This is a genomic window from Rubellimicrobium roseum (assembly GCF_006152145.1).
GTDB lineage: Bacteria > Pseudomonadota > Alphaproteobacteria > Rhodobacterales > Rhodobacteraceae > Rubellimicrobium > Rubellimicrobium roseum.
Genome location: NZ_VDFV01000001.1, coordinates 197,150 through 222,689, shown reverse-complemented (window position 1 = coordinate 222,689; position 25,540 = coordinate 197,150). Strand labels below are relative to the sequence as shown.

The 25,540-nt window shown below is 71.8% G+C and carries 18 protein-coding genes; 6 read left to right on the top strand and 12 right to left on the bottom strand.

Annotated features, from left to right (window positions below; translation table 11 throughout):
- Positions 1-263 precede the first annotated feature (263 nt).
- From FHG71_RS01020 to FHG71_RS01010, 3 genes are all read right to left on the bottom strand, one after another.
- Positions 264-1,496 carry a CmpA/NrtA family ABC transporter substrate-binding protein gene (locus FHG71_RS01020; RefSeq protein ID WP_139079743.1) on the bottom strand — a complete coding sequence of 411 codons (1,233 nt, stop codon included), beginning with the start codon at positions 1,494-1,496 and terminating at the stop codon, positions 264-266.
- On the bottom strand, positions 1,493-2,089 hold the full coding sequence (locus FHG71_RS01015; RefSeq protein WP_139079742.1) for an ANTAR domain-containing response regulator: 597 nt from the start codon (positions 2,087-2,089) through the stop codon (positions 1,493-1,495). Before FHG71_RS01015 ends, FHG71_RS01020 begins: the two co-directional genes overlap by 4 nt.
- Positions 2,090-2,191: 102 nt before the next feature.
- The gene (locus FHG71_RS01010) at positions 2,192-2,392 is read right to left on the bottom strand and encodes a heavy-metal-associated domain-containing protein (protein ID WP_139079741.1); all 201 of its coding nucleotides are present in this window, start codon (positions 2,390-2,392) and stop codon (positions 2,192-2,194) included.
- Between the two features lie 162 nt (positions 2,393-2,554).
- Here FHG71_RS01010 and FHG71_RS01005 point away from each other — a divergent pair, with 162 nt between their 5' ends.
- Entirely contained in the window at positions 2,555-5,032 is a 2,478-nt protein-coding gene (locus FHG71_RS01005) for a heavy metal translocating P-type ATPase (protein WP_139079740.1), read from the top strand.
- Positions 5,033-5,045: 13 nt separating this feature from the next.
- Positions 5,046-5,507 (top strand): Cu(I)-responsive transcriptional regulator, encoded by a 462-nt coding sequence (cueR, locus tag FHG71_RS01000; RefSeq protein ID WP_139079739.1) that lies wholly within the window; start codon positions 5,046-5,048, stop codon positions 5,505-5,507.
- Between the two features lie 3 nt (positions 5,508-5,510).
- Here cueR and FHG71_RS00995 read toward each other — a convergent pair whose 3' ends face one another.
- The 6 genes from FHG71_RS00995 to FHG71_RS00970 form a co-directional block, all read right to left on the bottom strand.
- Complete coding sequence (locus FHG71_RS00995) at positions 5,511-6,581, bottom strand: DUF1513 domain-containing protein (protein ID WP_139079738.1); 1,071 nt, start codon at positions 6,579-6,581, stop codon at positions 5,511-5,513.
- Positions 6,581-7,555: an imelysin family protein gene (locus tag FHG71_RS00990; RefSeq protein WP_139079737.1), complete on the bottom strand. Its 975-nt coding sequence runs from the start codon at positions 7,553-7,555 to the stop codon at positions 6,581-6,583. The genes FHG71_RS00995 and FHG71_RS00990 overlap by 1 nt, the downstream gene beginning before the upstream one ends.
- The gene (locus FHG71_RS00985; RefSeq protein ID WP_139079736.1) at positions 7,555-9,063 is read right to left on the bottom strand and encodes a di-heme oxidoreductase family protein; all 1,509 of its coding nucleotides are present in this window, start codon (positions 9,061-9,063) and stop codon (positions 7,555-7,557) included. Before FHG71_RS00985 ends, FHG71_RS00990 begins: the two co-directional genes overlap by 1 nt.
- A gap of 4 nt (positions 9,064-9,067) precedes the next feature.
- Positions 9,068-10,333, bottom strand: a complete 1,266-nt coding sequence (locus FHG71_RS00980) for an imelysin family protein (protein ID WP_139079735.1) — start codon at positions 10,331-10,333, stop codon at positions 9,068-9,070.
- A 91-nt stretch (positions 10,334-10,424) separates the two neighbouring features.
- On the bottom strand, positions 10,425-13,559 hold the full coding sequence (locus FHG71_RS00975; protein ID WP_139079734.1) for an efflux RND transporter permease subunit: 3,135 nt from the start codon (positions 13,557-13,559) through the stop codon (positions 10,425-10,427).
- Positions 13,560-13,563: 4 nt separating this feature from the next.
- Positions 13,564-14,871 (bottom strand): efflux RND transporter periplasmic adaptor subunit, encoded by a 1,308-nt coding sequence (locus FHG71_RS00970; protein ID WP_176559225.1) that lies wholly within the window; start codon positions 14,869-14,871, stop codon positions 13,564-13,566.
- A gap of 192 nt (positions 14,872-15,063) precedes the next feature.
- Here FHG71_RS00970 and FHG71_RS00965 point away from each other — a divergent pair, with 192 nt between their 5' ends.
- Positions 15,064-17,634, top strand: coding sequence for an AMP-binding protein (locus FHG71_RS00965; RefSeq protein ID WP_139079733.1), 2,571 nt, complete (start codon positions 15,064-15,066; stop codon positions 17,632-17,634).
- A gap of 1 nt (position 17,635) precedes the next feature.
- Here FHG71_RS00965 and FHG71_RS00960 read toward each other — a convergent pair whose 3' ends face one another.
- From FHG71_RS00960 to FHG71_RS00950, 3 genes are all read right to left on the bottom strand, one after another.
- Positions 17,636-17,965 (bottom strand): tryptophan synthase subunit beta, encoded by a 330-nt coding sequence (locus tag FHG71_RS00960; RefSeq protein ID WP_139079732.1) that lies wholly within the window; start codon positions 17,963-17,965, stop codon positions 17,636-17,638.
- Between the two features lie 207 nt (positions 17,966-18,172).
- Positions 18,173-19,288: a THUMP domain-containing class I SAM-dependent RNA methyltransferase gene (locus FHG71_RS00955; RefSeq protein ID WP_139079731.1), complete on the bottom strand. Its 1,116-nt coding sequence runs from the start codon at positions 19,286-19,288 to the stop codon at positions 18,173-18,175.
- A 64-nt stretch (positions 19,289-19,352) separates the two neighbouring features.
- Positions 19,353-20,297, bottom strand: coding sequence for a DMT family transporter (locus FHG71_RS00950; protein WP_176559224.1), 945 nt, complete (start codon positions 20,295-20,297; stop codon positions 19,353-19,355).
- Between the two features lie 320 nt (positions 20,298-20,617).
- On the opposite strand from FHG71_RS00950, the gene FHG71_RS00945 reads away from it, so the two are divergent.
- From FHG71_RS00945 to FHG71_RS00935, 3 genes are all read left to right on the top strand, one after another.
- Entirely contained in the window at positions 20,618-22,444 is a 1,827-nt protein-coding gene (locus tag FHG71_RS00945) for a sigma-54-dependent Fis family transcriptional regulator (protein ID WP_246045288.1), read from the top strand.
- A 143-nt stretch (positions 22,445-22,587) separates the two neighbouring features.
- The gene (locus tag FHG71_RS00940; RefSeq protein ID WP_139079728.1) at positions 22,588-24,387 is read left to right on the top strand and encodes an NAD(P)/FAD-dependent oxidoreductase; all 1,800 of its coding nucleotides are present in this window, start codon (positions 22,588-22,590) and stop codon (positions 24,385-24,387) included.
- Between the two features lie 154 nt (positions 24,388-24,541).
- Entirely contained in the window at positions 24,542-25,540 is a 999-nt protein-coding gene (locus FHG71_RS00935; protein ID WP_139079727.1) for a Gfo/Idh/MocA family protein, read from the top strand.

Genomic DNA, 25,540 nt, shown 5'->3' with positions numbered 1-25,540 from the left:
AAATGAAAAAGCCGCCGTCAGGGGATCGCGACGCACCCCGGGGGTGGGTGGCGCGAACTCCGGACCGGCGGCTTTGCCAGGCACCCGTCATTGGGCGCCGAAGTGGGAGGATGTGCCCTAGAGGTAGCGCAGGGTGGTCCCGCAGCCAAGGAAAAAATCCATGTAGATCATGTATATAAACTGCCCGTATCTTGTGCGTTCAGCCCTGTGCCGCGCTGCGGCGCCGGGCGGTTCGCGGACTGCCCAGGGAACGGGCGGCCCCTTCACGCTTCGTGGGCAGTCGATGAACCGGCCTGCGTGGCGATGTACGCGTCGAGCGAATCGGGGTCGAATCGCTGGCCGTCGAAGAAGCCGTCGGGGCCTAGCACGAGGCTCGGTCCCGTCGAGCCGACCGGGGTGGGCCGGTCGAGAGCGCCCTCGACCTTGGCGTTGGCGGCGGGCTGCGCCACGCCCAGGGGGCGCAGCGCGCGTCGCCAGAGATCGGGGCGGTAGGATTCGCGGGCGGCGGCGGCGGCCTCGGGGCCGGGTACGACCTGCCCCCAGCGCACCATCTGGCTGTAGAACCAGAGCGCGTGGCTTTTCCAGGGGAAGGTGGCGGCCGAGGCCTGGGGCACGAAGAAGTCCGGCACCCGCGTGGTGAGGCCCGGTCCCGCCAGGATCTCGCCGGCGAGCGCCGGACGGAGCCAATCGGGCGGGCAGCCGATGCGTTCAGCCAGCAGCGCGGCGAGTTCCGCCTGGTTGGCGGGCTCGGCGCACCACAAGGAGGCCCGGTGGAGGGCGCGCAGGAGCGCGTCGAGCGCCTCGGGGTTGCGGTCGGCCCAGGTGGCCTCGGCGGCCAGTACCTTTTCGGGGCTGTTGCGCCAGATGGCGGCCTTGACGGTGGCGATGCGGCCCGCCCCGCGCAGGACGGCGGCCGTGTTCCAGGGCTCGCCCGCGCAGAAGCCGTCGAGCGTGCCCGCGACCAGGGCCTCGGGCATGAACGAGGGCGGCAGGACGGCGATCTCGACGTCGCGGCTCGGATCCAGCCCGCAGGCCGCCAGCCAGTAGCGCAGCTCGTAGTTGTGGCCGGAATGGGGGTGCACGACCCCGAAGCGGAGCCGGGCCCAGCCGTCGCGCGCGCGCCGGGCGACCACCGCGCGCAGGGCCCGGCCGTTGGGTGCGGGCGCGAGGTCGGGGGTGGCGCCCTCGCGGGCCATCAGGGTCCAGAGCGCGTTCGACACGGTGACGGCGTTGCCGCCCAGGCCCAGCGCCATCGGCACGACCGTTCGCGCGGGCAGAGGCCAGAGGCCAAGGTTGCCGGCAATGGGCAGGGGGCCCAGCATGTGGGCGACCTGCATCTGGCCCACGGCCAGCCGGTCGCGCAGGGTGGCCCAGGAGGTCTCGGGCAGCAGGAGGAGGTCGACGCCTTCGGCGGCGGCAAAGCCGCGGGCCTGGGCCGTCACCAGGAGCGCGCTGTCGAGGAGAGGCAGGAAGCCTGCCGCGATGCGATGGGTCACAGGTCGTCTCCCAGAAGGTCCGCGGCGGTCAGGAGGCTTTGCGCGATCTCGACGATCCTGCGGTTCCGGTTCATCGCCGTCCGGCGCAGGAGGGCGTAGGCCTCGTCCTCGGTGATGCGCTTCTGCTTCATCAGGAAGCGCTTGGCGCGGTCCACGACCTTGCGCCCTTCCAGCTCGTCGCGCGCCGCCTCCAGCTCGCGGGTGAGACGGGCGTAGGCGTTGAAGCGGCTGACCGCCATGTCGAGGATGGGCTTGACGCGCTCCTGCCGAAGCCCGTCCACGACATAGGCCGAGACGCCGGCCTCGACGGCCCGCGCGATGGCATCGCTGTCCGATCGGTCCACGAACATCGCCACCGGGCGGCGCACGGCGCGAGAAAGCTGGAACATGTGCTCCAGCATGTCGCGTCCGGGGTTTTCGAGGTCGATGACGATGACGTCGGGCGCCGCCTCCTCGACGCGGCGGGCCAGGCCGGTCAGCGAATGGACGAGCGTCACATGGCTGTGGCCGGCCTCGCGCAGGCCCGCCTCGATGATCGCGGCGCGGGCGCGGTTCTCGTCGATGACGAGGATCGAAAGGGAGGGGTCCGCCATGCCCCGCATCTGTCCCGGCCCGGCCCTTCGGCGCAAGGCTCAGGTCCGGCCGGACGTCCCGGGTTCGGACCGGATCGGGCGGGGTGCCCGATCCTTGGGCGGTCAGGTGGCGGGTGTCGCGGGGTAGCCCGCCTCCTCCAGAGCCCGCAGGAGGGCGGCGGGGTCGGCGGCGCTGTCGACGCGGAGAGCGCGGGCGGGCGCGTCGGCTTCGATCCGGGCCGCGGGATCGATGCCCTGCACGGCCTTGGTCACGCGCCGGACGCAGGCGGCGCAATGCATGTCGAGGACTTGGAACTGCAGCATGGGGCGACTCCTCGGAATGGGGTTCGCCAGGGAGATGGGGGTTCCCACCGTGGCAAGGTCAAGGGGGAGCGGGTCCATCCGTTCCGGCGGCGCAGGCCTTGACCTTCCCATGATGGGAAACTTTATCTGTCCTGACATCGAAGCCGAATCGGGAGAGAACCCATGGCCGAGGTGGCCCAACTGGAACGCCGGATCAGCCTGCCGGTGGAGGGGATGACCTGCGCCTCCTGCGTGGCGCACGTGGAGAAGGCCATCGGCAAGGTGCCGGGCGTGGCCGGGGTGAACGTGAACCTTGCCACCGAGCGGGCGGAGGTGGCCTTTGCCGGCCGCCCCGATCCCGCGGCCGTGGTCCATGCCGTCGAGGAGGCGGGCTACGCGGTGCCGGAGGACACCCTGGAGATCGGCGTCGGGGGCATGACCTGCGCCTCCTGCGTGGCGCACGTGGAGAAGGCGCTGAAGGCGGTGCCGGGAGTGGCGGGGGCCTCGGTGAACCTGGCCACCGAACGGGCGCGGGTGTCCTTCGCCCGGGGCGCGGTGATGGTGTCCGACCTGGAGGCGGCGATCCGCGAGGAGGGCTATGAGCCGCATCGGATCGAGACGGGCGTCGAGGCCGAGGACCGCGAGCGCGCCGCGCGCGAAGGGGAGCGCCTCGCGCTGCGCCGGTCGGTGCTGGTCGCGGGCGTGCTGACGGTGCCCGTGTTCGTGCTGGAGATGGGCTCGCACCTGATCCCGGCGGTCCATGACCTCGTGATGGGCACGATCGGGATGCGGGTGTCGTGGCTGCTCCAGTTCGTCCTGGCGACGGGGGTGCTGTTCGGGCCGGGGCTGCGGTTCTTTCGCAAGGGATTGCCCGCGCTGCGGCGCCTGACCCCCGACATGAACTCTCTGGTGGCGGTGGGGACGTCGGCAGCCTGGGGCTACTCGGTCGTGGCGACCTTCGCGCCGGGGCTGCTGCCCGCCGGCACGGTGAACGTCTACTTTGAAGCCGCGGCGGTGATCGTGACGCTGATCCTGCTGGGCCGCTATCTGGAGGCGCGCGCCAAGGGGCGCACGTCCGAGGCGATCAAGCGGCTCGTGGGGCTTCAGGCGCGCACGGCGCGGGTGCGGCGGGACGGGGCGGCGCAGGACGTGCTGTTGGCGGACGTGCGCGCGGGTGATGTGGTGGAGGTGCGGCCGGGCGAGAAGGTGCCCGTGGACGGCGAGGTGGTCGAGGGCGCGTCCTGGGTGGACGAGTCGATGATCACTGGCGAGCCGGTGCCGGTGGAGAAGCACGCGGGCGCCCGCGTGGTGGGCGGCACGATCAACGGCACGGGGGCCTTCGCCTTCCGCGCGACGGCGGTGGGCGCGGACACGGTGCTGGCGCAGATCATCCGCATGGTCGAGCAGGCGCAGGGGTCCAAGCTGCCGATCCAGGCGCTGGTGGACCGGGTGACGGCCTGGTTCGTGCCGGCGGTGATGGCCGCGGCGGCGCTGACCTTCCTCGTTTGGCTGGTGTTTGGGCCTGACCCGGCGCTAACCTTCGCGCTGGTGAACGCGGTGGCAGTGCTCATCATCGCCTGTCCCTGCGCGATGGGGCTCGCGACGCCGACCTCGATCATGGTGGGTACGGGGCGCGCGGCGGAGCTGGGCGTGCTGTTCCGGCGGGGCGAGGCGCTGCAGACGCTGCGCGACGTGGAGGTGGTGGCGCTCGACAAGACCGGGACGCTGACTGAAGGGCGGCCGGAGCTGACCGATCTGACCCCCGCGCCGGGCTTTGCGGCCGACGAGGTGCTGGCGCTGGTCGCGGCCGTCGAGGCGCGGTCGGAGCATCCCATCGCGCAGGCGATCCTGCGGGCGGCGGAGGTGAAGGGCCTGCGGATCGGGGCCGTGGAGGGCTTCGAGGCGGTCCCCGGCTATGGCGTCGCGGCGCGGGTGGACGGGCGGCGGGTCGAGGTGGGCGCGGACCGCTACATGGTCCGACTCGGGCACGATCTTGGCGCGTTCGGAGCGGAGGCGGCGCGGCTCGGGGCCGAAGCGCGGACGCCGCTTTACGCCGCCGTTGATGGGCGGCTCGCGGCGGTGATCGCCGTGGCGGACCCGATCAAGGCGACCACGCCCGAGGCGATCCGGGCGCTGCATGACATGGGCCTGCGGGTGGCGATGATCACCGGCGACAACCGTGCGACGGCCGAGGCGGTGGCGCGGCGGCTCGGGATCGACGAGGTGGTGCCGGAGGTGCTGCCCGAGGGCAAGGTCCAGGCGCTGGCCAAGCTGCGCCAGGGCGGGCGGCGCGTGGCCTTCGTGGGCGACGGCATCAACGACGCCCCCGCGCTGGCCGAGGCGGACGTGGGCCTGGCTATCGGGACGGGAACGGACGTGGCCATCGAATCGGCCGAGGTGGTGCTGATGGGCGGCGACTTGCGGGGCGTGGTGAACGCCATCGCGCTCAGCCGCGCGACGATCCGCAACATCCGGCAGAACCTGTTCTGGGCCTTCGCCTACAACGCCGGGCTGATCCCGGTGGCGGCGGGGCTGCTGTATCCGGTGAACGGCACCCTGCTGTCGCCGGTGCTGGCGGCGGGGGCCATGGCGCTGTCGAGCGTCTTCGTGCTGTCGAATGCGCTGCGGCTGCGGGCGGTCCGGCCCGTGGCGGCGGCCTGACGGGGAGATACCCATGAACATCGGGGATGCGGCCAAGGCCTCGGGCGTGAGTGCCAAGATGATCCGCTACTACGAGGAGATCGGGCTGGTGCCTAAGGCGGCTCGGCGGGGGAGCGGCTACCGCGACTACGGCGAGGCAGATGTGCACCGGCTCCGCTTCATCCGGCGGGCGCGCGACCTCGGCTTCGCGGTCGAGGAGATCGGGGAACTCCTGGCGCTCTGGAGCGACCGGACGCGGGCGAGCAGCGCCGTCAAGGCGATGGCCCTGTCCCATGTCGAGGACCTGCGCCGGAAGCGCGACGAGATCGACGGGATGATCGCCACGCTGGAAGGGCTGGCGGCCTGCTGCCATGGCGACGACCGGCCCGACTGCCCGATCCTGGAAGAGCTGGCGACCGAGACCGCGCCGGTGGGCCCGCCGCCCGGCCCGCCGCGCTTCGGGCGCCCGGGCGGGCGGGCACCGCAGCGGAGCTGACGGTCAGAGGCGGACGAGGTGGTTGTCCCAGGCCAGTTCGGCTCGGCCCAGCGGGGCGGGGATGCCGTCCTCGACGGACAGAAGCCCGCCCAGGCCGTCGCTGAGCAGGAACCCCCGGCCCAGCGGCGCGATGCCGCAGACCTCGGGGCGCGCGACATGGCCCAGGAAGCTTCCACCCGCGTCGAATCGCTGGACCCGGCCGCCCTTGGGCGAGGTGATGGCGACCTCCGTGCCGTCGCCCGACCACGCGATGCTGCCGGCGTAGCCCTGCATGAGGCGGGCCTCGGGCTCGGGCGCCTCGGCCAGCGTCACCGTGCCGTGCGGGTCGCGGAGCCCGAGAAGCGGGACCAGCGTCTCCGGTTCGCCCTCCCACTGCATCGCGAAGGCCAGGGTGCCATCATCGCGCAGGGAAAGGTGGCGGATCGAGAGCTGGTGGAGGTCGGGGGTGAGTTCCGTCACCTCGGGCGCCCCGCCATTCAGCGGGTCCAGCACCGCGAGGTTCGGGCGCATGGTGGCGAGGTTGAGCCTGGTCCGGTCGGTCGGGTCCGTGGCGATGCCGCCATTGGCCACGATCACGAGGCCCGAGTCGAGGCGCTTGAGGTCGTGCGGTCCCAGGCCTCCTGTGGGCACTTCGCCCAGCCGGCGGAAGCCGTCCGTGGCGTCCCAGAGGCCCATGAAGCCCTCGCTGGTGTCCACGGCCTGCTCGGATGTGGCCAGCACCGCGCCCTCGGCAAGGAAGGTGCCGTGGCCATTGAAATGGCGGCCCTCGGGCGGGCTCAGGCGGTGGCGCACCGTACCGCGCGCGCAGTCGAGGACGAGCGCATAGGTGCCGGGCCGGCGGGCGAAGGCGACGGCCAGCGCCTCGGTCGGATGACCGCAGCCGGCATGGCCGCGTGCGGGAAGAGGAAGGCGGAAGGCCGCCGTGCTGTCCTCGCGCAGGCCATGGAGGGAGTAGCCCCCGTCCGGGTCGCCCGCGCAGGCAAGGACGGCGGGCGAGCCTGCGTCGGCCCAGCCCAGGGCAGGGAGCGAGGCGCAGGCGAGGAGGGACGCCAGGAAACCGCGCCGTGTCGCCATCAGTCTCCGTCCCGGCTGTTGAAGCCAGGCTGGAGCCCGCGCGGGGCGCCGACCTCGGCCTCGACGATGTCGAGCAGCGCGCGGACACGCTGCTGAAGGATCTCGAGCTTCAGGCGGGCCGTCGGGTCCTCGATGTTCTGGAAGGTCGGATCATCGATGGCTGCGGCGGCATGGCGGACCTGATCGAGAGCGGCCTCGGTCAGGGGCAGGGGGATTTCCGCGAGGAGTTGGGCCACCGCGACAGCCGCCTCGGCCGAGGCGAGCGCGTTGGGCAGGGGGCGCCCGGTGCGCCAGAATTCGGCGCGGGTGGGGCGGGGGCGTCCGGGTTCGCCCAGGGGGCGGCCGAGGCGAGTGTCCGCGGTGAACTCCAGCGCCGAGAGGATCTGGGTGTAGAGGGCGCGGAAGGCCTCGTCCTCGGTGAGATACCGGGCATTGCCCGCCTCGCCGGCGCTGGCCAGCGCCTCGGCTTCCGCTTGCCATCCTTCGGCCAGCGCAGCCCCCTGCGCGGCCATGTCGGCGGTGACGGTCTGCACGAGGGTGCAGGTCGGGGAGTTCGTCCCGTAGCCGGACAGCTCCGGGTCGCCCAGCAGGCGGTCGAGCGCCGGGAAGCCGCGCGCCGCAGCCGAAACCTCGGCGAAGGCGGCAGGGTCCCGGAGCGCGGGGGCGTCGGAGGCGAGAAGGCCGCGCAGGGCCTTGGCTCCCGCCCCGCGCTGATCCGGCCAGTAGGCGATGGTGAGCGCGGCCGGTTCGGTCGGGCCGAGCCGGAGGTCGGCGATGGGAGACCAGGCGGTCCAGGCGGCGTCATAGGCGGGCCGCAGCGCTTCGGCCGTGCAGTCGGCCCGGGCCGCCTGCGCGAGAGCCTCAGTCGCCTCGGCGAAGGCGGCCACGCCGGGACGGAGATGCTGCTGGGTGACCTCCTCGACCCCGGCAAGCGCCGGGGTGGCGAGAAGGGCGAGGACCAGGGCCAGGCGCATCAGAGACTCTCCACGAAGCGGATCAGGGCGGCGCGGTCCTCGGGGCTCAGCGCCACGACGGCGTCGCGGTGGGGCTGCGCCTCGCCGCCGTGCCAGAGGACGGCTTCAAGGAGCGTCCGCGCGCGACCGTCATGAAGGAACCCCGCGACCCCCGCCACCTGTTCCGTGAGCCCGATGCCCCAGAGCGGCGCGGTGCGCCATTCGGTCCCCGTTGCGCGCCCTTCGGGCCGGTGGTCGGCCAGACCCTCGCCCATGTCGTGCAGGAGCATGTCGGTGTAGGGCCAGACGAGCTGGAACGACGGCTCGGGCCGGTCCTCCAGGCGGTGCGTGACGAAGGCGGGCTGGTGGCAGGACTGGCAGCCGATGTCGTGGAAGACCTGCTTGCCGCGCAGCACCTGCGCGTCGTCCGCGCCGCGCCGGGCGGGGACGCCGAGGTTCCGGGCGTAGAAGGTCACGAGATCCAGCGAGGCGTCGTCCACCTCGGGCTCGCCCCCGGCGGGCGCGGCGCGGCAGGTGGCTTGTGCCTCGGTGCATTCGCCCCAGGGGTCTGGGAAGAGGCTGGTGGACAGCCCCATGTCGCCCGAGAAGGCGGCGGCCGACTGCTCGCGCACGGTGGCGGTACCGGCCTTGTGGCCGAAGCGGCCGAGCATGGGCTGATCGAACTCGGCCGACCAGACGACGTTCGGGCGTCCCGAGACTCCGTCTCCGTCCGCGTCCTCCTCGTCGGCATGGGACAGGATGTCGGCCTCGGGGATCGCCTCCAGGAGTCCGAGCCCGATCATCTGGGGCGCGACGCGCGGCGAGAGCATCGCGCCGGGGGCGAGGGCGCCCTGCGTCAGGTCGGCGGCCGCGTAGGTCGGGCGGCGCAGGTGCGCGACCTCGCCGCCCGCGAGCGAGACGGCGACCTCCTCGTAGGTGACGGCGAAGCGACCCTCGGCCTCGTGGCCGTGGATGGCGAAGTCTTGGAGCTGCCCGCCGTAGGTCGGGTCGGGGGCGGTGGGGTGGAAACCTTCGATGCCGTGGGTCTCGCCATCCGGGTCGGGGATGGAGAGGCGCAGGAAGATCGACACGGCGTCGTCCTGCGGTCCCTCGGGCGCGTGGCCCCGGCCGTCGCGGGTATGGCAGGACTGGCAGGCGCGGGCGTTGAACAGGGGGCCGATCCCGTCGGCGGCCTGCGTGGAGGAGGGCGAGGACACCCATTCCCGCGTGAAAAGCGCGTTGCCGAGCTTGAAGTCCATCTCGCGCGCGAACTCGATGTTCCCGGACGGGAAGGAGAAGGCGTCGCGACCCGGCCGGGCGCGCACGGTGGCGGCGCCGGCGGGCTTGTCCTCGAACCGCTGCGGCCCCGGATCGAGGGCAGTGACCGCGGCGATGCGCTCCGCTTCCTCGGCCGTGCGGGGCAGGGCGGCGAGGTGCGGCTCGCCCCAGCCGGAAACGCCCAAGGCCCCCGCCGCGGTGGCGAGGGCCAGGGGAAGAACGAGGGCAGGCCGGGCGAGGGCCCGCGTCATGCGATCACTGGAAGACGGCATCCGGGTTGTCCAAGCTGTCCGAGCCCTCGAAGGCGACGGCGTCGAGGCCCAGCGCCGCGATGGCCCGCTCGAAGCTGCGGGTCTGGTCGATGAGGCCGTCCACGCCGGCCATCACGAGGCGCTCGCCCTCGGCGTTGCCCGCCTCGAGCATCGTGTCGTAGGCGGTGCCGTTCTCGGCCGCCGTGCGGATCGCGTCCAGCGCCGCCACCGTGGTGTCGAGCTTGGCCGTGATTTCCTCGGCCAGCGCCGGGTCGGTGTCGGCCACGAGATCGCGCAGGGACGGGCCTTCGACGAGGCCGCCGTCCGGACGGACATAGCGGCCCAGGTAGACGTTCTGCACGCCCAAGCCGTCGTAGTAGTGGCTGTTGTGGGTGTTGTCCGAGAAGCAGTCATGCTCCTCCTCGGGGTCGTTGAGCATGAGGCCGAGGCGCATCCGCTCGCCCGCCTGCTCGCCATAGGAGAGCGAGCCCATGCCGGTCAGCATAGCCTGGAGCCCCGCCTGCGGGTCGGTTGTCACCGCCTCGCGCGCGGCGCCGCCCTCGGCCCATTGCGCGGCCATCCAGGCGAGGTCGTCCACGAGGAGCTGCGTGGCGGCGCGGAGGTAGTCGGCGCGGCGGTCGCAGTTGCCGTTGGTGCAGTCCGCGCCCTGCGCGTAGTCGGTCCAGGGCCGGTCGCCCGCGCCGGGTCCGTGCCCGTTCAGGTCCTGCCCCCAGAGCAGGAACTCGATGGCGTGATAGCCGCGCGCGACGTTCGATTCGACGCCGTCCGCCTGGTCGAGGGTGCCCGCGATCAGCTCGGGCGTGATCGTGGAGGCATCCACCTCCTGCCCGGCGATGGACAGGGTGGGGTTGGCGATGACGTTGAGCGCGGCGAGCTGGTTCTCGTCGGTGGCGCCGCCGTAGGAGGCGTCGACGTAGTCGATCAGTCCCTCGTCCAGCGGCCAGGCGTTCACCTTGCCTTCCCAGTCGTCCACGATGGGGTTGCCGAAGCGGAAGACCTCGGTCTGCTGGTAGGGCGCGCGCGACGCGATCCAGGCGGCGCGGGCGGCGTCGAGTCCCTCGGGCGAGGGCGCGTCGAGGAAGGCCTCGATGGCGGCCTGAAGCTCCTGCGCGGTGGAAAGGCTGTCGGCGTATCCGGCCTCGGCGATGTCGGCATAGGTGTCCACGACCTCGGCCGGGGTGGCGGCCAGGGCGGCGTGGGACAGGGACAGCGCGAGCGCGGTCGTGGCGGCAAAGGGGAGCGGACGCATCGGGGCCTCGTCGGGGGTGATCCGAGCTGGTTCCTGACCGTTCCACTCAACTATGTCAATGCCGCCGAGAGATCCATCGAAAGGCCGGGGATCACTCCCCCGGCACCTCCGAGGGATGGCCGGCCGCGAGGCGGGCGGCGCGGCGGCTGAAGAGGCGGCTCACCAGCACGTAGAAGGCGGGCACGAGGAAGATGCCCAGGAAGGTCGCGGTGACCGTCCCACCCATGACGCCGATGCCGATGGCGTTCTGCGCGCCCGCTCCGGCCCCCGTGGCGGTGGCGAGCGGCAGCACCCCCAGGAGGAAGGCGAAGGAGGTCATCAGGATCGGCCGGAGGCGGAGCCGGGCGGCCTCGATGGCGGCCTCCTGCGGCGTGCGTCCCTCGGCCTCCAGGTCGCGGGCGAACTCCACGATCAGGATGGCGTTCTTGGCCGCGAGCCCGATGGTCGTGAGCAGTCCCACCTTGAAGTAGACGTCATTGGCCTGCCCAAAGATCCAAGCTGCCGCCAAGGCCCCCAACACCCCCACCGGCACTGCGAGCATGACCGAGAAGGGGATCGACCAGCTCTCGTAGAGCGCGGCGAGGCAAAGAAAGACCACCAGCACCGAGAGCGCGTAGAGGTAGGGGGCCTGGTTGCCAGACTGCCGCTCCTGGTAGCTGAGCTCCGTCCAGGCCACGCCCCAGCCACCGGGCACCTGCGCGGTCAGCTCCTCCATGATGTCGAGCGCCTCGCCGGAGCTGATCCCCTCGGCCTCGGAGCCCGAGATCGACAGCGCCCGCTGCCCGTCGATGCGGGTGAGGGACGGTGCCACAGGGGCCCATTCGGTCGACATGAACGAGGCGAAGGGGACCATCTCGCCCGCGCCGTTGCGGGCGTACCAGTCCTCGATGTCCTCGGGCTGCATCCGGTGCTCGGCCTCGGCCTGCACGATGACGGGGCGCAGCTCGGAGCCCAGGGCGAAGTCGTTCACCGTGCGGCCGGCGAAGATCACCGACAGCATGGCGTTGACCTGCGGCAGCGACAGGCCGAAGCTTTCGGCCTTCTGCTGGTCGATGCGGATGCGCAGGGCGCTCTCGTCCTCGGTGCCGGAGGCGCGGGGACTGGAGATGCGGCCGTCGGCCTCGGCGATCGCCACGAGTTCGTCGGCGGCGGCGCGGATCGCGTCCACGCCCGCGCCAGACTGGTCCACGAGGTACATCGAGAAGCCGCGCGAGTTGCCAAGGCCCTGGATCGCCGGGGGCTGGATCATGAAGATCCGCCCCGCGCGATGGGCGCCGAAGCGGGCATTGGCCCGCTCGGCCACGGCCGAGGCGGACAGCTCGGCGTCCTGCCGTTCCTCCCAGTCCTTCAGCTTGACGAAGAGCATGGCGCGGCTCTGCCCGGAGCCCGAGAAGCCGAAGCCCAGCGCGGCGAAGGTGGATTCGACCGCCCCCGTCTCCTCGGTGAGAAGGTACTGCTCGACCTCCTCGACCACGGCCTGAGTCTGGGCGGCGGTGGAGCCCTCGGACAGGTTGATCATGGTCATCAGGACCCCCTGGTCCTCGGAAGGCAGGAAGGATTCGTCGATGCGCCCGTAGAGCGCCCAGGCGCCCGCACTGAGACCCCCGAGGACGAGGAGCGCGAGCACGGGCCAGCGGACGATCCGCGTGACTGCCCCGGCGTAGCCGCGCGTCGTGGCCGCAAAGCCGCGGTTGAAGAGCCGTGCGGGCAGGAAGCGCGCATCGTGCGCGCGGGGCCGCAGGAAGGAGGCGGTGAGCGCCGGCGTCAGGATCAGCGCCACCAGCGCCGAGAGCACCATGGCCGAGATGATCGTCACCGAGAACTGCCGGTAGATCACCCCCGTCGAGCCCGGGAAGAAGGCCATGGGCAGGAACACCGCCGACAGCACCAGCGCGATGCCGATGAGTGCGCCGGTGATCTGGCCCATGCTCTTGACGGTGGCCTCCAGGGGGCCGAGCCCGTCCTCCTCCATCACGCGCTCGACGTTCTCGACCACCACGATGGCGTCGTCCACGAGGAGGCCGATGGCGAGGACCATGGCGAACATGGTGAGCGTGTTGATCGAGTAACCCAGCACCGACAGGACCGCAAAGGTGCCGAGCAGCACCACGGGGATGGCGATGATCGGGATCAGCGTCGCCCGCCAGTTCTGCAGGAAGACGAGGATCACCAGGAACACCAGCGCGATGGCCTCGACCAGCGTATGCTGCACCCGCTCGATGGACAGCTCCACGAACGGCGAGGTGTCGTAGGCGATGCGGATCTCGACGCCCTCGGGCAGGGCGGCTTCCAGGCCTTCCAGCGTCGCGCGCACGGCCTCGGCCGTATCGACGGCGTTGGCCCCGGTGGCGAGGTTCACGCCGAAGCCCGCGGCAGGCAGGCCGTTGAAGCGGGCGTCGCCGCCGTAGCGCTCCTGCCCGATCTCGACCCGCGCCACGTCGCCCAGGTAGACCGCGCCCGTGCCGTCGCCCGACTTGACGGTGATGCCCTCGAACTCCTCGACGGTGGAAAGCTGGCTCTGGGCGGTGATGGTGGCGGTGAACTGCTGGCCCGGGACCACGGGCTGGGTGCCGAGCGCGCCCACCGAGACGGTGGTGTTCTGCGCCTCGACAGCCGCCACGATGTCGGCCGGGGTGAGCTGGTACTGGGCGAGGCTCAGGGGATCGAGCCAGATCCGCATGGCGTAGCCCGAGCCGAAGCTGTTGATCCCGCCCACGCCAGGGGTCCGCTGGACGGGACCCTCGACCGTGGTCGAAAGGATGTCGCCAAGCTGCAGCGTGCTGTAGCGGCCATCGGTGGACACCAGCGCCCCCACCAGCAGGATCGAGGAGGAGGAGCGCGACACCGACACGCCGTTCTGCTGAACGGCGTCGGGAAGCCGCCCCTCGACCTGCTGGACGCGCGCCTGCACCTCGTTCTGGGCGTCGGGGCCGTCGATGCTGCCGTCGAAGGTGAGCGTGACGCCGGCCGAGCCTTCGCGCGAGGAGGACACCATGTAGAGCAGGCCGTCGAGCCCGGTGAGCCCGTCCTCGATCACCTGCGTGACCGAGCCCTCGACCGCCTCGGCGGTGGCGCCGGGGTAGGAGGCCGAGATGCGGATCGTGGTGGGGGCGATGTCGGGATACTGGGACACCGACAGCGTCGTCAGCGCGAAGGCCCCCGCCAGCATGGTGACGATGGCGAGGACCCAGGCGAAGACCGGGCGGAAGATAAAGAAGCGGGCCATGGGGTCACTCCCGGGCGGTGGCGGGCGCGGCGGCAGGGCTCGCGGCGGAGCCCGAGGCCTCGGCGCGGGTCTCGGTCCCTGACGTGGCGGCCCCGGCCGTTTCCGGCGCCGCCTCTCCGCCGTCCGGGGTCTCGGGCGCGAGATCGCGGACCACGCCCTGCTCGTCGATGGTGACGGGGACGGTCGTGATCTCGGCCCCGTCGCGCAGGTTGTTGAGCCCGTCCACGATGAGGAGGTTGCCCGGTTCCACGCCTTCGGTGACGACCCAGGCGTTGCGGTAGGTGCCGGTCGAGGTCAGGGTGACCTCGCGCGCCGTGCCCTCGCCGGCCACGAAGGCCGTCAGATCGCCGTTGGGGGCCCGGCTGGTGGCGCGTTGGGGCACCAGCAGGCCCTCGCTCGTGCCGAGGGTGACCTCCACCCGCAGGAACTGCCCCGGCAGCACGTCGCCCTGGGGGTTGTCGAAGGCGATGCGGATGTCGACCGTTCCCGTGGTGGTCGAGACGCTGGTCCCCGGCGTGACGAGCGTCCCTTCGCCCTCCAGCACCGCGCCGGTCTCCAGCACCAGGCGGAAGTCGATTTCGCCCCCCGGCGACAGGCTGCCCTGGTCGATGCGCTCGCGGATGCGCAGCATGCGGGCGCTCGATTCGGTCACGTCCACGTAGATCGGGTCGAGCCGCGTGACCGTCGCCAGCGCGTCCGCCTGATTGGCGGTGACGAGCTCGCCCGTGGAAACGGCCGGGACACTGGGGATGCCGGCGATGGGGCTGCGGATCGCGGTTCGGTCGAGGTCGAGCCGGGCCGAGGTCAGGCCTGCCTCCGCCGAGGCGAGCTGCGCTTGGGCCTGCGACAGCGCGGCCTCGGCGGTCTCCAGTTCGGCCCGCGTGACGGCCGAGCCTTCGAGACTGCGGTAGCGGTCCACGGTCGCCTGCGCCGTGGCCACGGCAGCCTCGGCCCCGGCCCGCGTCGCCTCGGCGGCGGCCACGGCGGCGGCGTAGCTGTCGTCCTCGATGCGGAACAGGAGTTCCCCGGCCTCCACAGGCTGGCCGGGTCGATAGGCGACCTCCTCGATGCTGCCGTTCACGCGCGGTCGGATGCCGGCCTCCTCGTAGGCCACGGCGCGGCCGGGCAGGGTCAGCGTGTAGGGCACCTGCTCGGAGGCCAGTTCCATGACGCCGACCTCGGTGGGCCCGCTGGGTCCCCCGCCGCCCATCGGCTGCGCCCCGGCCATTGGCGCCAGCAGCGCGAGAAGGACGGCCAGCGCCCAACCCCTCCGTCCGGCTCCGCCGTCCGCCGTCGATGGTTCCCGCCCCATGAGCCGCCCTCCGTTGTGGACCGGTCGCCGCCGGTCCGCTTCCCGGCATCTAACGCATCTCGCGCCACTGTCCGTCGCCTTTGGGCACGAAAGATCGTGAACGGGTTGCGAAGCCGTCGCGCAGCTTTGTTCTTGACTAAATCCGTCAACATTCCTACGCGCGCCAGTGTTCCCTAGCGCGCGGAGCCTGCCGTGATCCCTGACTTCGTTCGCGATCTTCACCGTTACGGCGACCGGCCGGCGCTGCTGGTCTCCGGCCGCGCGCCGGTGAGCTACGCGGACCTCGCCGCGCAGGTCGTGGCCGTCGCGGCGCGGCTTCCCGGCCCGCGGCGGCTGGTGGCGGTCGAGGCCGCTTCGGACCCGCAAGCCATCGCGGCCTATCTGGGGACGCTGCTCGCCGGTCACGCGGTGGCGCTGCTGCCGCCCGGCGACGCCGCCGCGCGCGAGGGGCTGGAGGCGCGGTTCCGGCCCGACTGGACCTTCCGCCGCGACGGCGGGCGTTGGCGGCTCCTGCCCTCGGGCCGTCCGGCAGGCGAGGCGCCGCATCCCGACCTCGCGCTCCTGCTCCAGACCTCGGGCAGCACGGGGCAGGGAAAGGGCGTACGCCTGTCAGGCGGGGCGCTTCAGGCCAACGCCGAGTCCATCGCGGAATATCTTGGCCTCACGCCCGGAGACCGCGCCGCGCTGGTCCTGCCGCTGCACTACTCCTACGGACTTTCGGTGCTTCACTCGCACCTGACCGTCGGGGCGAGCCTTTGGCTGCACCCCTGCTCGGTGCGGACACCCGGCTTCCTCGACGGGCTAACCGAGGCGCGCTGCACCAGCCTTGCGGGCGTGCCGCACACCTATGACCTCCTCGACGGCATTGGCTTCCGCAGCGCCGCGTTGCCCGACCTGCGGCTCCTGACCGTGGCTGGAGGGCGGCTCGACCCTGACCGGGTGCGCCTCTGGGCCCGGCACATGACCGAGCGGGACGGCCGTTTCGTCGTCATGTACGGCCAGACCGAGGCCACGGCCCGCATCGCCTGGTTGCCGCCGCATCTGGCGCAGACGCATCCCGACGCCATCGGAGTGGCGATCCCCGGCGGTCGGCTGTCGTTGCGCGGCCTCGACGGGGCCCGGCTGGACGCGCCCGAAGCCGAGGGCGAGCTGGTCTACGAGGGCCCCAACATCATGATGGGCTATGCGGAGCGTCGCGAGGACCTGTCCCGCCCGTCCGAGGTGACGGAGCTTCGCACCGGCGACCTCGCGCGGCGTGACCAAGACGGGCTTTTCCGCATCGTGGGGCGCCTCAGGCGCATGTCCAAGATCGGCGGCCACCGGATCGGCCACGACGCCGTCGAGGCGGCGCTGGCCGCGAAGGGCGTGGCGGCGGCGGTGACGGGGGACGACCGGCGGCTGCTCGTCGCCTTCGCGGGCACGGCGGTCGAGGACGAGGTCGCGGCGCTGGCCGTTCACGCCACGGGCCTCACCCTGCGCCATGTCACTGTCCTGCGGCTGGCGGAGCTGCCGCGCCTGCCGTCGGGCAAGGTCGACTATGCCGGCCTGCGCGGGCGGCTGGAGGATCGGGGCCCCGATCTCGCCCGCGCCTTCCGCGACTGCTTCGCGCCCGCCCGCGTGGGCTCCGGCCACAGCTTTGCGAGCCTCGGGGGGGATTCGCTGCGCCATGTGGAGCTGAGCTTGGAGCTTCAGCGCACTCTGGGCCACGTGCCAGCGGGCTGGGAAACGATGACCCTGGCCGAGCTCTCGGCGCTCGCGCCGTGCGAAGGCGAGGGAAGCGCGCTGGGCAGCGACCTCGTGCTCCGGGCGCTGGCGATCGTCGCGGTGGTCACGCAGCACCAGACCGGCTGGCCGGTCTACGGGGGCGCGGCGGCCATGGTCGTGCTGGTGGGGCTGGGGCTGGGCCGCTTCGGGCGCGTGGCGCTGGTCGAGGGCGACTTCGCCCGCTTCTTCCGCCCGCTCCTGCGGGTGCTCGGGGCCTATTACCTGATCCTCGCGGGCTACGCGCTCGCCTGGGGGCAAGTGCCCTGGGCATCTGTGGCGCTCGTGGGCAACTTCGGGTTCGCGGACCCCACGGCGCGTGAGATGCTGCCGCACCTCTACTGGTTCGTCGAGGCCTACACGCAGATGCTGCTGGTCGTGGCGCTCCCGTTCCTCTGGCCGGGGGTCCGGGCGCGGGTAGCGCGCGATCCCTTCCCCTTCGGGCTGGCGCTCCTCGCGGCGGCGATGGCCGCGCGGCTCCTGGGGCCCGAGCTCTGGCCCATCGGCGGGCGGCAGATCTTCACGCTGCCCTGGGTCTTCTATCTCTGCGCGCTGGGCTGGTGCGTGGCCACGGCCGACACCGCGCGCCGGCGCTGGATCGTGCTGATGGCGGCGGCGGCCGTCATGCCGACGGTCGCCTACTTGGGCGGCAACTGGTACGGCGCCTGGATCAAGTATTCCGCGCTGCTCGCGGTGGTCGGGTGGCTGCTGTTCCTGCCGCGCCTGCGGCTGCCGGCGGCGCTCCACCGGCCGATCCTCGCGGTGGCGCAGGCGAGCTTCCTCGTCTACCTCCTCCACCGCCTCGTGCCCGAACTGCTGATGCCGGCCTTGGGGCTCGACCTGTCGCCCGGAGTGACGGACGCGGTGGCCGTGGCGGGAGGCGTGGGGGTGGGGCTGCTCGCAGCCTGGGGGCAGGGGGCTCTCCTGCGGCGGGCGGGGCCTTGGCTCGCCGCCCTGGGCCGGGCCATGCCGCTCCGGGGGGCCGCGCCGCGCCGCGCCTGATTCAGACCTGCCGGATGCGGATGCGCCGGATGCGCCCGGAGGTCCAGCGCCGCCCGCGGATCATCAGGGCCGATGTCGTGGGCCGCAGCGCAGGAATATCGACAGCCAGTAGCAGGAGGCCCAGGGGCAACATCCAGACCCCCAGGAACGGCAGGAAGGACAGGAGCCCACCCGCCATCAGAGTGAACGCGATGGGAAGCCGCACCAGTGCCGATCCTTCCCGCAGGAGACGGCGCAGCGGCCTACGGAGCGACGGGATCCGCCGCTCCAGCACGCGGAACTGGCGCAGCAGTCTCTGCTTCTGCCGAAGGCGTTCGCTCCGGTGCGGCATGGGGGGACGACTCCTTCCTGGGGGCTGGGGACGGGCGGGCTGACCGGGACTTGGGCTGCGGAAGCCTTCGGCGCAAGACCCCTTCCCGGGCCGGGCCGGCTCGATGCCCCGATACTGCTCGCCTTTCATCCCTGACCCCTTCCACATCGTCCTGCCGCCTGCCACGCAGGGGTTCAACCGGGCCCCAGGCATCCGAGTTCCCGGCGCTCAGGACAGCGGCCGCTCCGTCCGGTGGAGATGCACCTTGAGGCCCCCGTGCGGCACCGGCGGTCCCAGCGGCGCAAAGGGCAGCCCCGTGGCGCGGGCGAGCGAGGGCTCGCTCGTCACCAGCCCCACGCGCCAGCCCTTGAACCGCTCGCGCAGCACCTCGCCCAAGGAGGCGTGCAGCGCATAGAGGAGCCGCTTGTTGCCGATGCGCGTGCCATAAGGCGGGTTGACGATCACGAGACCCGGCGGGCCCTCGGGCCGTTCGAGCGCGGCGATGGGCTGGCATGCGAACTCGGTCAGACCTTCCACGCCCGCCCGGGCGGCGTTGGCGCGGCTCATGGCGATGGCGCCCGAGTCCCGGTCCCGGCCGAAGAAGCGGACGGAGGTCTCGCGCGGCGCACGCGGCTCGCGCATCCTGACCCAGGCGGCCGGGTCGAAGGGGACCAGTCGCTCGAAGGCAAAGGCGCGCGAGCGGCCGGGGGGCAGGCCCAGGGCGATCTCGGCCGCCTCGATCACGAAGGTCCCCGAGCCGCACATCGGGTCGAGCACCGGTTCCAGACCTGTATAGCCGCATTCGCGCAGGAAGAGCGCGGCCAGCGTCTCGCGCATGGGGGCCTTGTTCACGGCCTCCTTGTGGCCGCGCTTGTGGAGAAGCTCGCCCGAGGTGTCGACGCTGATCGTGCAAAGGTCGTCCTCGACGCGGGCGAGGACCCGCAGCGCATCCTCGCCGCCCAGGATCGCGCCCATCTCCTCGCGCAACGCCGTCTCGATGCGCTGCACCACGGCCCCCGCATGATAGATTCGCGAGCCCGAGCAGGAGGCCTCCACCTTCACGGCCTCGCCGCGGCGAAGGACCTCGGCCCAGGGAAACTTGCGCGCGCGCTTGTCTAGTTGCGCCAGGTGGAGCGCGCGGAAGGCGCCGAGGCGCGCCAGCACGCGCGTCGCGCCGCGCAGTTCGAGGTTCGCGCGCCAGACCTCGGGCCAGCCGCCCCGGAGCGTGACGCCCCCGGGCGAAAGAAGGGGCGTGCCGAAGCCCTCCTCGGCGGCCTCCGCCGCCAGCGCCGCTTCCAGCCCCGGCGGGGCCACGAGAAAGATGTCGAAGGGTTCGTCGCTCATGGACGGTCCCTAGCCGAAGGCGCCGCCCGCTGCGACCCCTGTCAGGACGCGCGTTCCCCGGGCCTCAGGGGCGCTGCGGTGGCGTGCCGAGCGTCAAGGGCCGACGCCAGCCTCGGGCGGGCCGGAGCCGGCCGGGGGCTCGGGCCGCGACCGGCGCCGTCGCCGGGCGGACGGCCAGCGCGATCGCCACCATGATGAGCGCTGCCCCCAGGATCGTGTGCCGTGCCGGCACCTCCCCCAGCAGCCAGATGGCGAGGGCCGCGCCCACCACGGCCTCCCCGCTGCAGATGACGGCGGCCTGGCTGGCCGAGGCCACACGCTGTGCCGCGATCTGGAGCATGAAGGCGAGCCCCGTGGAGACGATCCCTAGGTACAGGAGCTCCGGGCCGGCCTGCATCGTATCCGCCCAGGACGGGCCGCCCTGCGTGGTGCCCAGCGCCAGCGCGACGGCGGCCGTCGCCAGGAACTGCGCGGCGCCCGTCGTGAACGGCCGGCCGAAGCGGCCCGCGTGCCGGCCCAGCGCGACCATCCAGGCCGCGTAGGCCAGCGCCGACAGGAGCGCCGTGCCGTCGCCCGGCCCCAAGGTGGCCGAGAGGCCTCCCGAGAGGCAGAGCACCCCCGCCAGCGTTATTCCCGCGGCCAACATGACCGGCGGTTCGGGCCGCTGCCGCAGAGAGGCCCAGGCCACGAGCGGGGTCATGACTGCGCAGGTGTTCACCAAGAAGCCTGCGTTGGTCACGGTGGTGTCGAGGAAGGCTGCCTGCTGGAGCACCAAGGCGAGGGCGAAAAGGCCCGACAGCTGCAGGAGGCTGCGCGCCTCGCCATCCGCCGGTCGGAGCGCCGCCTCGCGCAGGGCGAGGGGAAGCACGAGCAGACCCGCGATCAGGCAGCGCAGGCCGACCGCGCTGAGGGGGTCGAGGTGGTCGAGCACCGTCTTTTGGGCGACATTGCCCGAGCCCCAGGCCAGGGCAGCCACGAGCAGCAGGAGGTTGGCGTGCAGGCGCGTCATCGGGCCTCTCGGATGCGGGGACGGTCGGGCAGCCCGGTCTCCCGGTGTGTCACCGGGGTCTGGGTCGCGGCCAAGGCGCCTGCGCTTTCCACTTCGCCGCGCCGTCGTGGCTTCCCGGAAACTGGGGTCTTCTCGGCGTTTCCGTCCCGAAACGCAGGCGAAAGGAATCCGAAGACGGCTGAAGGGTCGCGTACGGGACCGGTCCGCGCGAGCCGGGGGGACCGGTCCCACCGCCCGATCGTTGCTACGACCAACGTCGTATTCCGCAGCCGGCACGCTGGCCGCAGCATGAGGGACGTCATCCGGGCAGCGAGGCGGGCGTGCTGGACCGCGACCACATCCGCGAGATCGATGCGGTCCTGAGTGGCGGCCAGGGCAGTCGCGACGCCCTCGTGATGCAGTCATGGCGTCGCTGCGTCGAGCAGTACGGCCTCGATCCCGCGCGCCCCAGCCCGGCCCACATCGTGACCGAAACCCGCCTGCGCGAGCACCGCGAGCAGGCCGAGCGGCTCATCGCCATCGCCCGCAGCGGCCTTGAGGCATTGTTTCGGCAGATCGTGGGCCAGAACTATGTCCTGATGCTCGCGGACGCCCAGGGGGTCACCGTCGACTATTTCGGGGACCCGCGCTTCGAGGAGGACCTGCGCCGGGCGGGGCTCTACCTTGGCGCGGACTGGTCCGAGGACCTGGCCGGCACCTGCGGAATCGGGTCCTGTCTCGTCGCGGGCGAGCCCGTCACCATTCACCAGACCGACCATTTCGACCTGATGCACACGCGGCTGTCCTGCACGGCTGCCCCGATCTTCGACGCCTCGGGCGTGCTGGCGGCGGTACTCGACATCTCGCTCCTGCGCTCGCCCCAGCCCAAGATCAGCCAGAGCCTGGCGATGAACCTGGTGAGGACCTCGGCCCGGCGGATCGAGATGGCGAACCTCATGGCGATGACGCGGGGCGACTGGGTCCTGCGCTTCTCGACCATGCCCGAGTTCCTCGACGTGGACCCCGAGGCCGCGGTCGCCCTGGACGGCACGGGCCACATCATCGGCCTGACGCGCGGCGCGCAGCAGGCGCTCGCGCCCGACGGAGGGCCGGTGCTGGGCGAGCGCCTCGACAGCCTCATGGAACTGTCGGTGGACGACCTGCCCGAGCTGATGCGCGGCCGTCCGACCGAGGACCGGCTGATCCGGCTACGCGACGGGCAGGCGATGTTCGGCCACGCCATCGCACCCCAGCGGGGGCCCCTGCCGCGGTCGGCCCCCGCCCCGGAGCTTCCGGCCGCGCTGCGAAACTTCGGGGGCGAGGACCCGGCGATCCGGCGCCTGCTCGTGCAGGCGGCGCGGCTGGCCCCGACCGGCATCCCTCTCCTGATCCGGGGCGAGACCGGCACGGGCAAGGAGCGGCTCGCCCGAGCGATCCACGACTGCCAGCCGGGGAGCCGGCCCTTCGTCACGGTGAACTGCGCCGCGCTGTCCGGGGCCGACCGGACCCTCCTGGCCGAAACTGCGGACGGCCTGCGGCTCGTCGAGGGCGCACGGGGTGGCACGCTGGTCTTCGACAACCTGGGAGACCTGCCCCCCGAACTTCAGGGGCGCCTGCTTCGGCTGCTGTCCGAGGTGGAGACACAGGCTTTCGGCTCGGGGTCTGCGGGTCGGGTTCGGCTAATCTCGACCACGCGGCAGGACCTCGCGGAGGCGGTGGAGCAGGGACGGTTTCGCGAGGACCTCTTCTTCCGGCTGGCGGGCGCGACGCTGACCGTGGCGCCGTTGCGGTTGCGGCAGGACTTCGACTGGCTCCTCGACCGGCTGCTGCGCCAGCGGACGCATGGCCGCGCGGACAGCTACCGGCTCAGCCCGGCGGCGCGGGCGCAGCTCAAGTCCCGCCCATGGCCGGGCAACGTGCGCGAGCTGATGAACCTTCTCGATGTGGCGGTGGCGCTGGCCGAGGCGCCGGTCATCGACCTGCCTGACCTTCCGCCCGCGCCGATGCCGGAGGGCCACGCCGGCCCGGCGACGGAGGAGAGTCTGGAGGCCATCCTCGCCGCCTGCGGCTGGAACATGTCCTGCGCGGCACGGCGGCTGGGCGTGGACCGCTCGACGATCCTGCGCCGCGCACGCCGGCTGGGCCTGGTCCAACCGCCCCGGCGCTGACGCGCCCTGTTGCAGCGGCGTTGCGCGTGCAACGGACGTGCCGGAAATCTCCGTTCCGGCGTCACTGGCCGCGGGTTCGCGCCTCGCGCCCCGACCGTCCTGGGTCATCCTCCCCCTGCAAAGACAACAAGGGAGGACCACTCATGCTCGATATCGTGGCGAACGACCAAGTGACGGCCCTGCTCGACGAGTTCGGGGCGGCGCTCGAGGCGGGGGACATCGACCGCGCCCTCGCCTGCTTCCAGAACGACTGCTACTGGCGCGACCTGGTGACCTTCACCTGGAACATCAGGACGGTGGAAGGGAAGGACGAGATCGCCGACATGCTGCGCTCGCAGCTCGGGGCGACCCGGCCGCGCGGCTGGCGCGTCGCCGAGGGGGAGGTCGCCACCACCGACGGCGGCGTCGCCACCGCCTGGATCGAGTTCGAGACGGAGGCCGCGCGCGGCTACGGGCTCGTGCGGATCAAGAACGGGCGGATCTGGACGCTGCTCACCTCGATGTCCGAGCTCAAGGGCCACGAGGAGCCGCTTGGCTTCGGCCGCCCCTTGGGTGCCAAGCACGGGGCCGGCAGGAACCGCCCGAGCTGGAAGGAGGAGCGCGAGGCCGAGGCGCGCGAGCTGGGCTATACGCGCCAGCCCTATGTCGTGATCGTGGGCGGCGGGCAGGGCGGCATCGCGCTCGGTGCCCGGCTGCGCCAGCTCGGCGTGCCGACGATCGTCCTAGAGAAGAACGACCGTGCGGGCGACAGCTGGCGCAAGCGCTACAAGTCGCTCTGCCTCCACGACCCGGTCTGGTACGACAACCTGCCTTACCTGCCGTTCCCGCCGAACTGGCCGGTCTTCGCGCCCAAGGACAAGATCGGCGACTGGCTGGAGATGTACACCAAGGTCATGGAGCTGAACTACTGGACCCGGACCACCTGCAAGTCGGCCCGCTACGACGAAGCGACCGGCGAATGGACCGTCGTCGTGGACCGTGACGGCGAGCAGGTCGTCCTTCGGCCCAAGCAGCTCGTCCTTGCCACCGGGATGTCGGGCAAGCCGAACCTGCCCCGGTTCCCCGGCATGGACCGGTTCAAGGGTGACCAGCACCATTCTTCGCAGCATCCGGGGCCCGACGCCTACCGGGGCAAGCGGGCCGTGGTCATCGGCTCGAACAACTCGGCCCACGACATCTGCGCCGCGCTCTTGGAGAACGACGTGGACGTGACGATGGTCCAGCGCTCGCCCACCCACATCGTGCGCTCGGACACGCTGATGGAGGTGGGACTGGGCGCGCTCTATTCCGAGAAGGCGGTGCGGAGCGGCATGACCACGGAGAAGGCGGACCTGATCTTCGCCTCGCTGCCCTACCGCATCCTGCACGAATTCCAGATCCCGCTCTATGACCGGATGCGCGAGATCGACGCCGACTTCTACGCGGGCCTAGAAAAGGCGGGCTTCCGACTCGACTGGGGCGACGACGGCTCGGGCCTGTTCATGAAATACCTGCGGCGTGGCTCGGGCTACTACATCGACGTGGGCGCCTGCCAACTCATCATCGATGGCCAGATCAAGCTTGCGCACGGCAACGTTCGCGAGATCACGGAGGATTCGGTGATCCTGGAGGACGGAACCGAGCTTCCGGCCGACCTCATCGTCTACGCCACGGGCTACGGCTCAATGAACGGCTGGGCGGCGGACCTGATCGGCCGCGACGTCGCGGACAAGGTCGGCAAGTGCTGGGGTCTGGGTTCGGATACCACCAAGGACCCGGGGCCCTGGGTGGGCGAGCAGCGCAACATGTGGAAGCCCACGAAACAGGAGGGGCTTTGGTTCCACGGCGGGAACCTTCACCAGTCGCGGCACTATTCGCAGTTCCTGTCGCTCCAGCTCAAGGCGCGCATGGAGGGCATTCCCACTCCGGTCTACGGCATCCCGGAGACCCATCACCTGGGCTGAATCCGCCCCGTCCGGCCGCCCTTCCTTCAGGGAGGGCGGTATCCGCCTCTCGGACCGTAGTAGTTACGAGGTCGCTCGCTAGGGCTAACAATCGGCCGTTGACCTTTTGGAACGTTCCATATTATACTTGGAACGTTCTAGAGGAGTCACATCGATGCGTTGGGGCCTTGTTGGCGCAAGCACCATCGCGGCCGAGCAAATGATCGGAGCTTTCCGCTCCCTTCCGGGCTCCGAGGTCACCTGGGTCGTGAGTGGGCAGCCTGCCCATGCCGCCGACTTTGCAGGCCGCCACGGCATTCCGTCCTCCACGACCTCGCTCGATGAGATGCTGGCCGACCCGGCCGTGGACGCCGTCTACATCTCGTCCACCAACGAGAAGCATCGCTCCCAAGCGCTGGCCGCCATCGCGGCCGGAAAGCACGTCCTGTGCGAGAAGCCGTTGGCCATGACCGTGGCCGAGGCACGTGAGATGGTCGCGTCTGCCGAGGCCGCGGGCCTTGTCTTCGGTACCAACCACCACCTGCGCAATGCCGCGACGCATCTGGCGATGCGCGACCTCGTGGCGGGCGGGCGGATCGGCCGGGTCCTGTCGGCCCGCGTCCATCACGCGGTCTTTCTGCCGCCGCACCTGCAGGGCTGGCGGATCAACGACGCCGAGGCCGGCGGCGGCGTGATCCCCGACATCACCGTGCACGACGCCGACACCATCCGCTTCCTGCTGGGTGAGGACCCACAGGAGGTCGTGGCGCTCTCCGGCCAGTCCGGGATGGGGCAGGGGGTCGAGGACTCGGTCATGTCCGTCTGGTCGCTGCCCTCGGGCGCGATGGTCACGGCGCACGAGAGCTTTACCCATCACTTCGCCGAGACGGCGGTGGAGATCCACGGGACGGAAGGCTCGATCTACGCCCGGGGCGTGATGACCCAGCGCCCGGTGGGCAAGGTCGAGCTCGTCACCGCTGAAGGGCGAAAGCCCGTGCCGGTGACGCCCCACAATCTTTACGATCGCGCCGTCCGCCTGTTCGCCGAGGCCGTCCAGGGGCACGGTCGACCCTCCGCCGATGGATGGGACGGCGTGGCCTCCCTCGCCGTGGCGCTGGCCGTCCGCGAGGCCGCCCGCCGCGGCGCCCGCACCCAAGTCGACTACGGAGCCTGA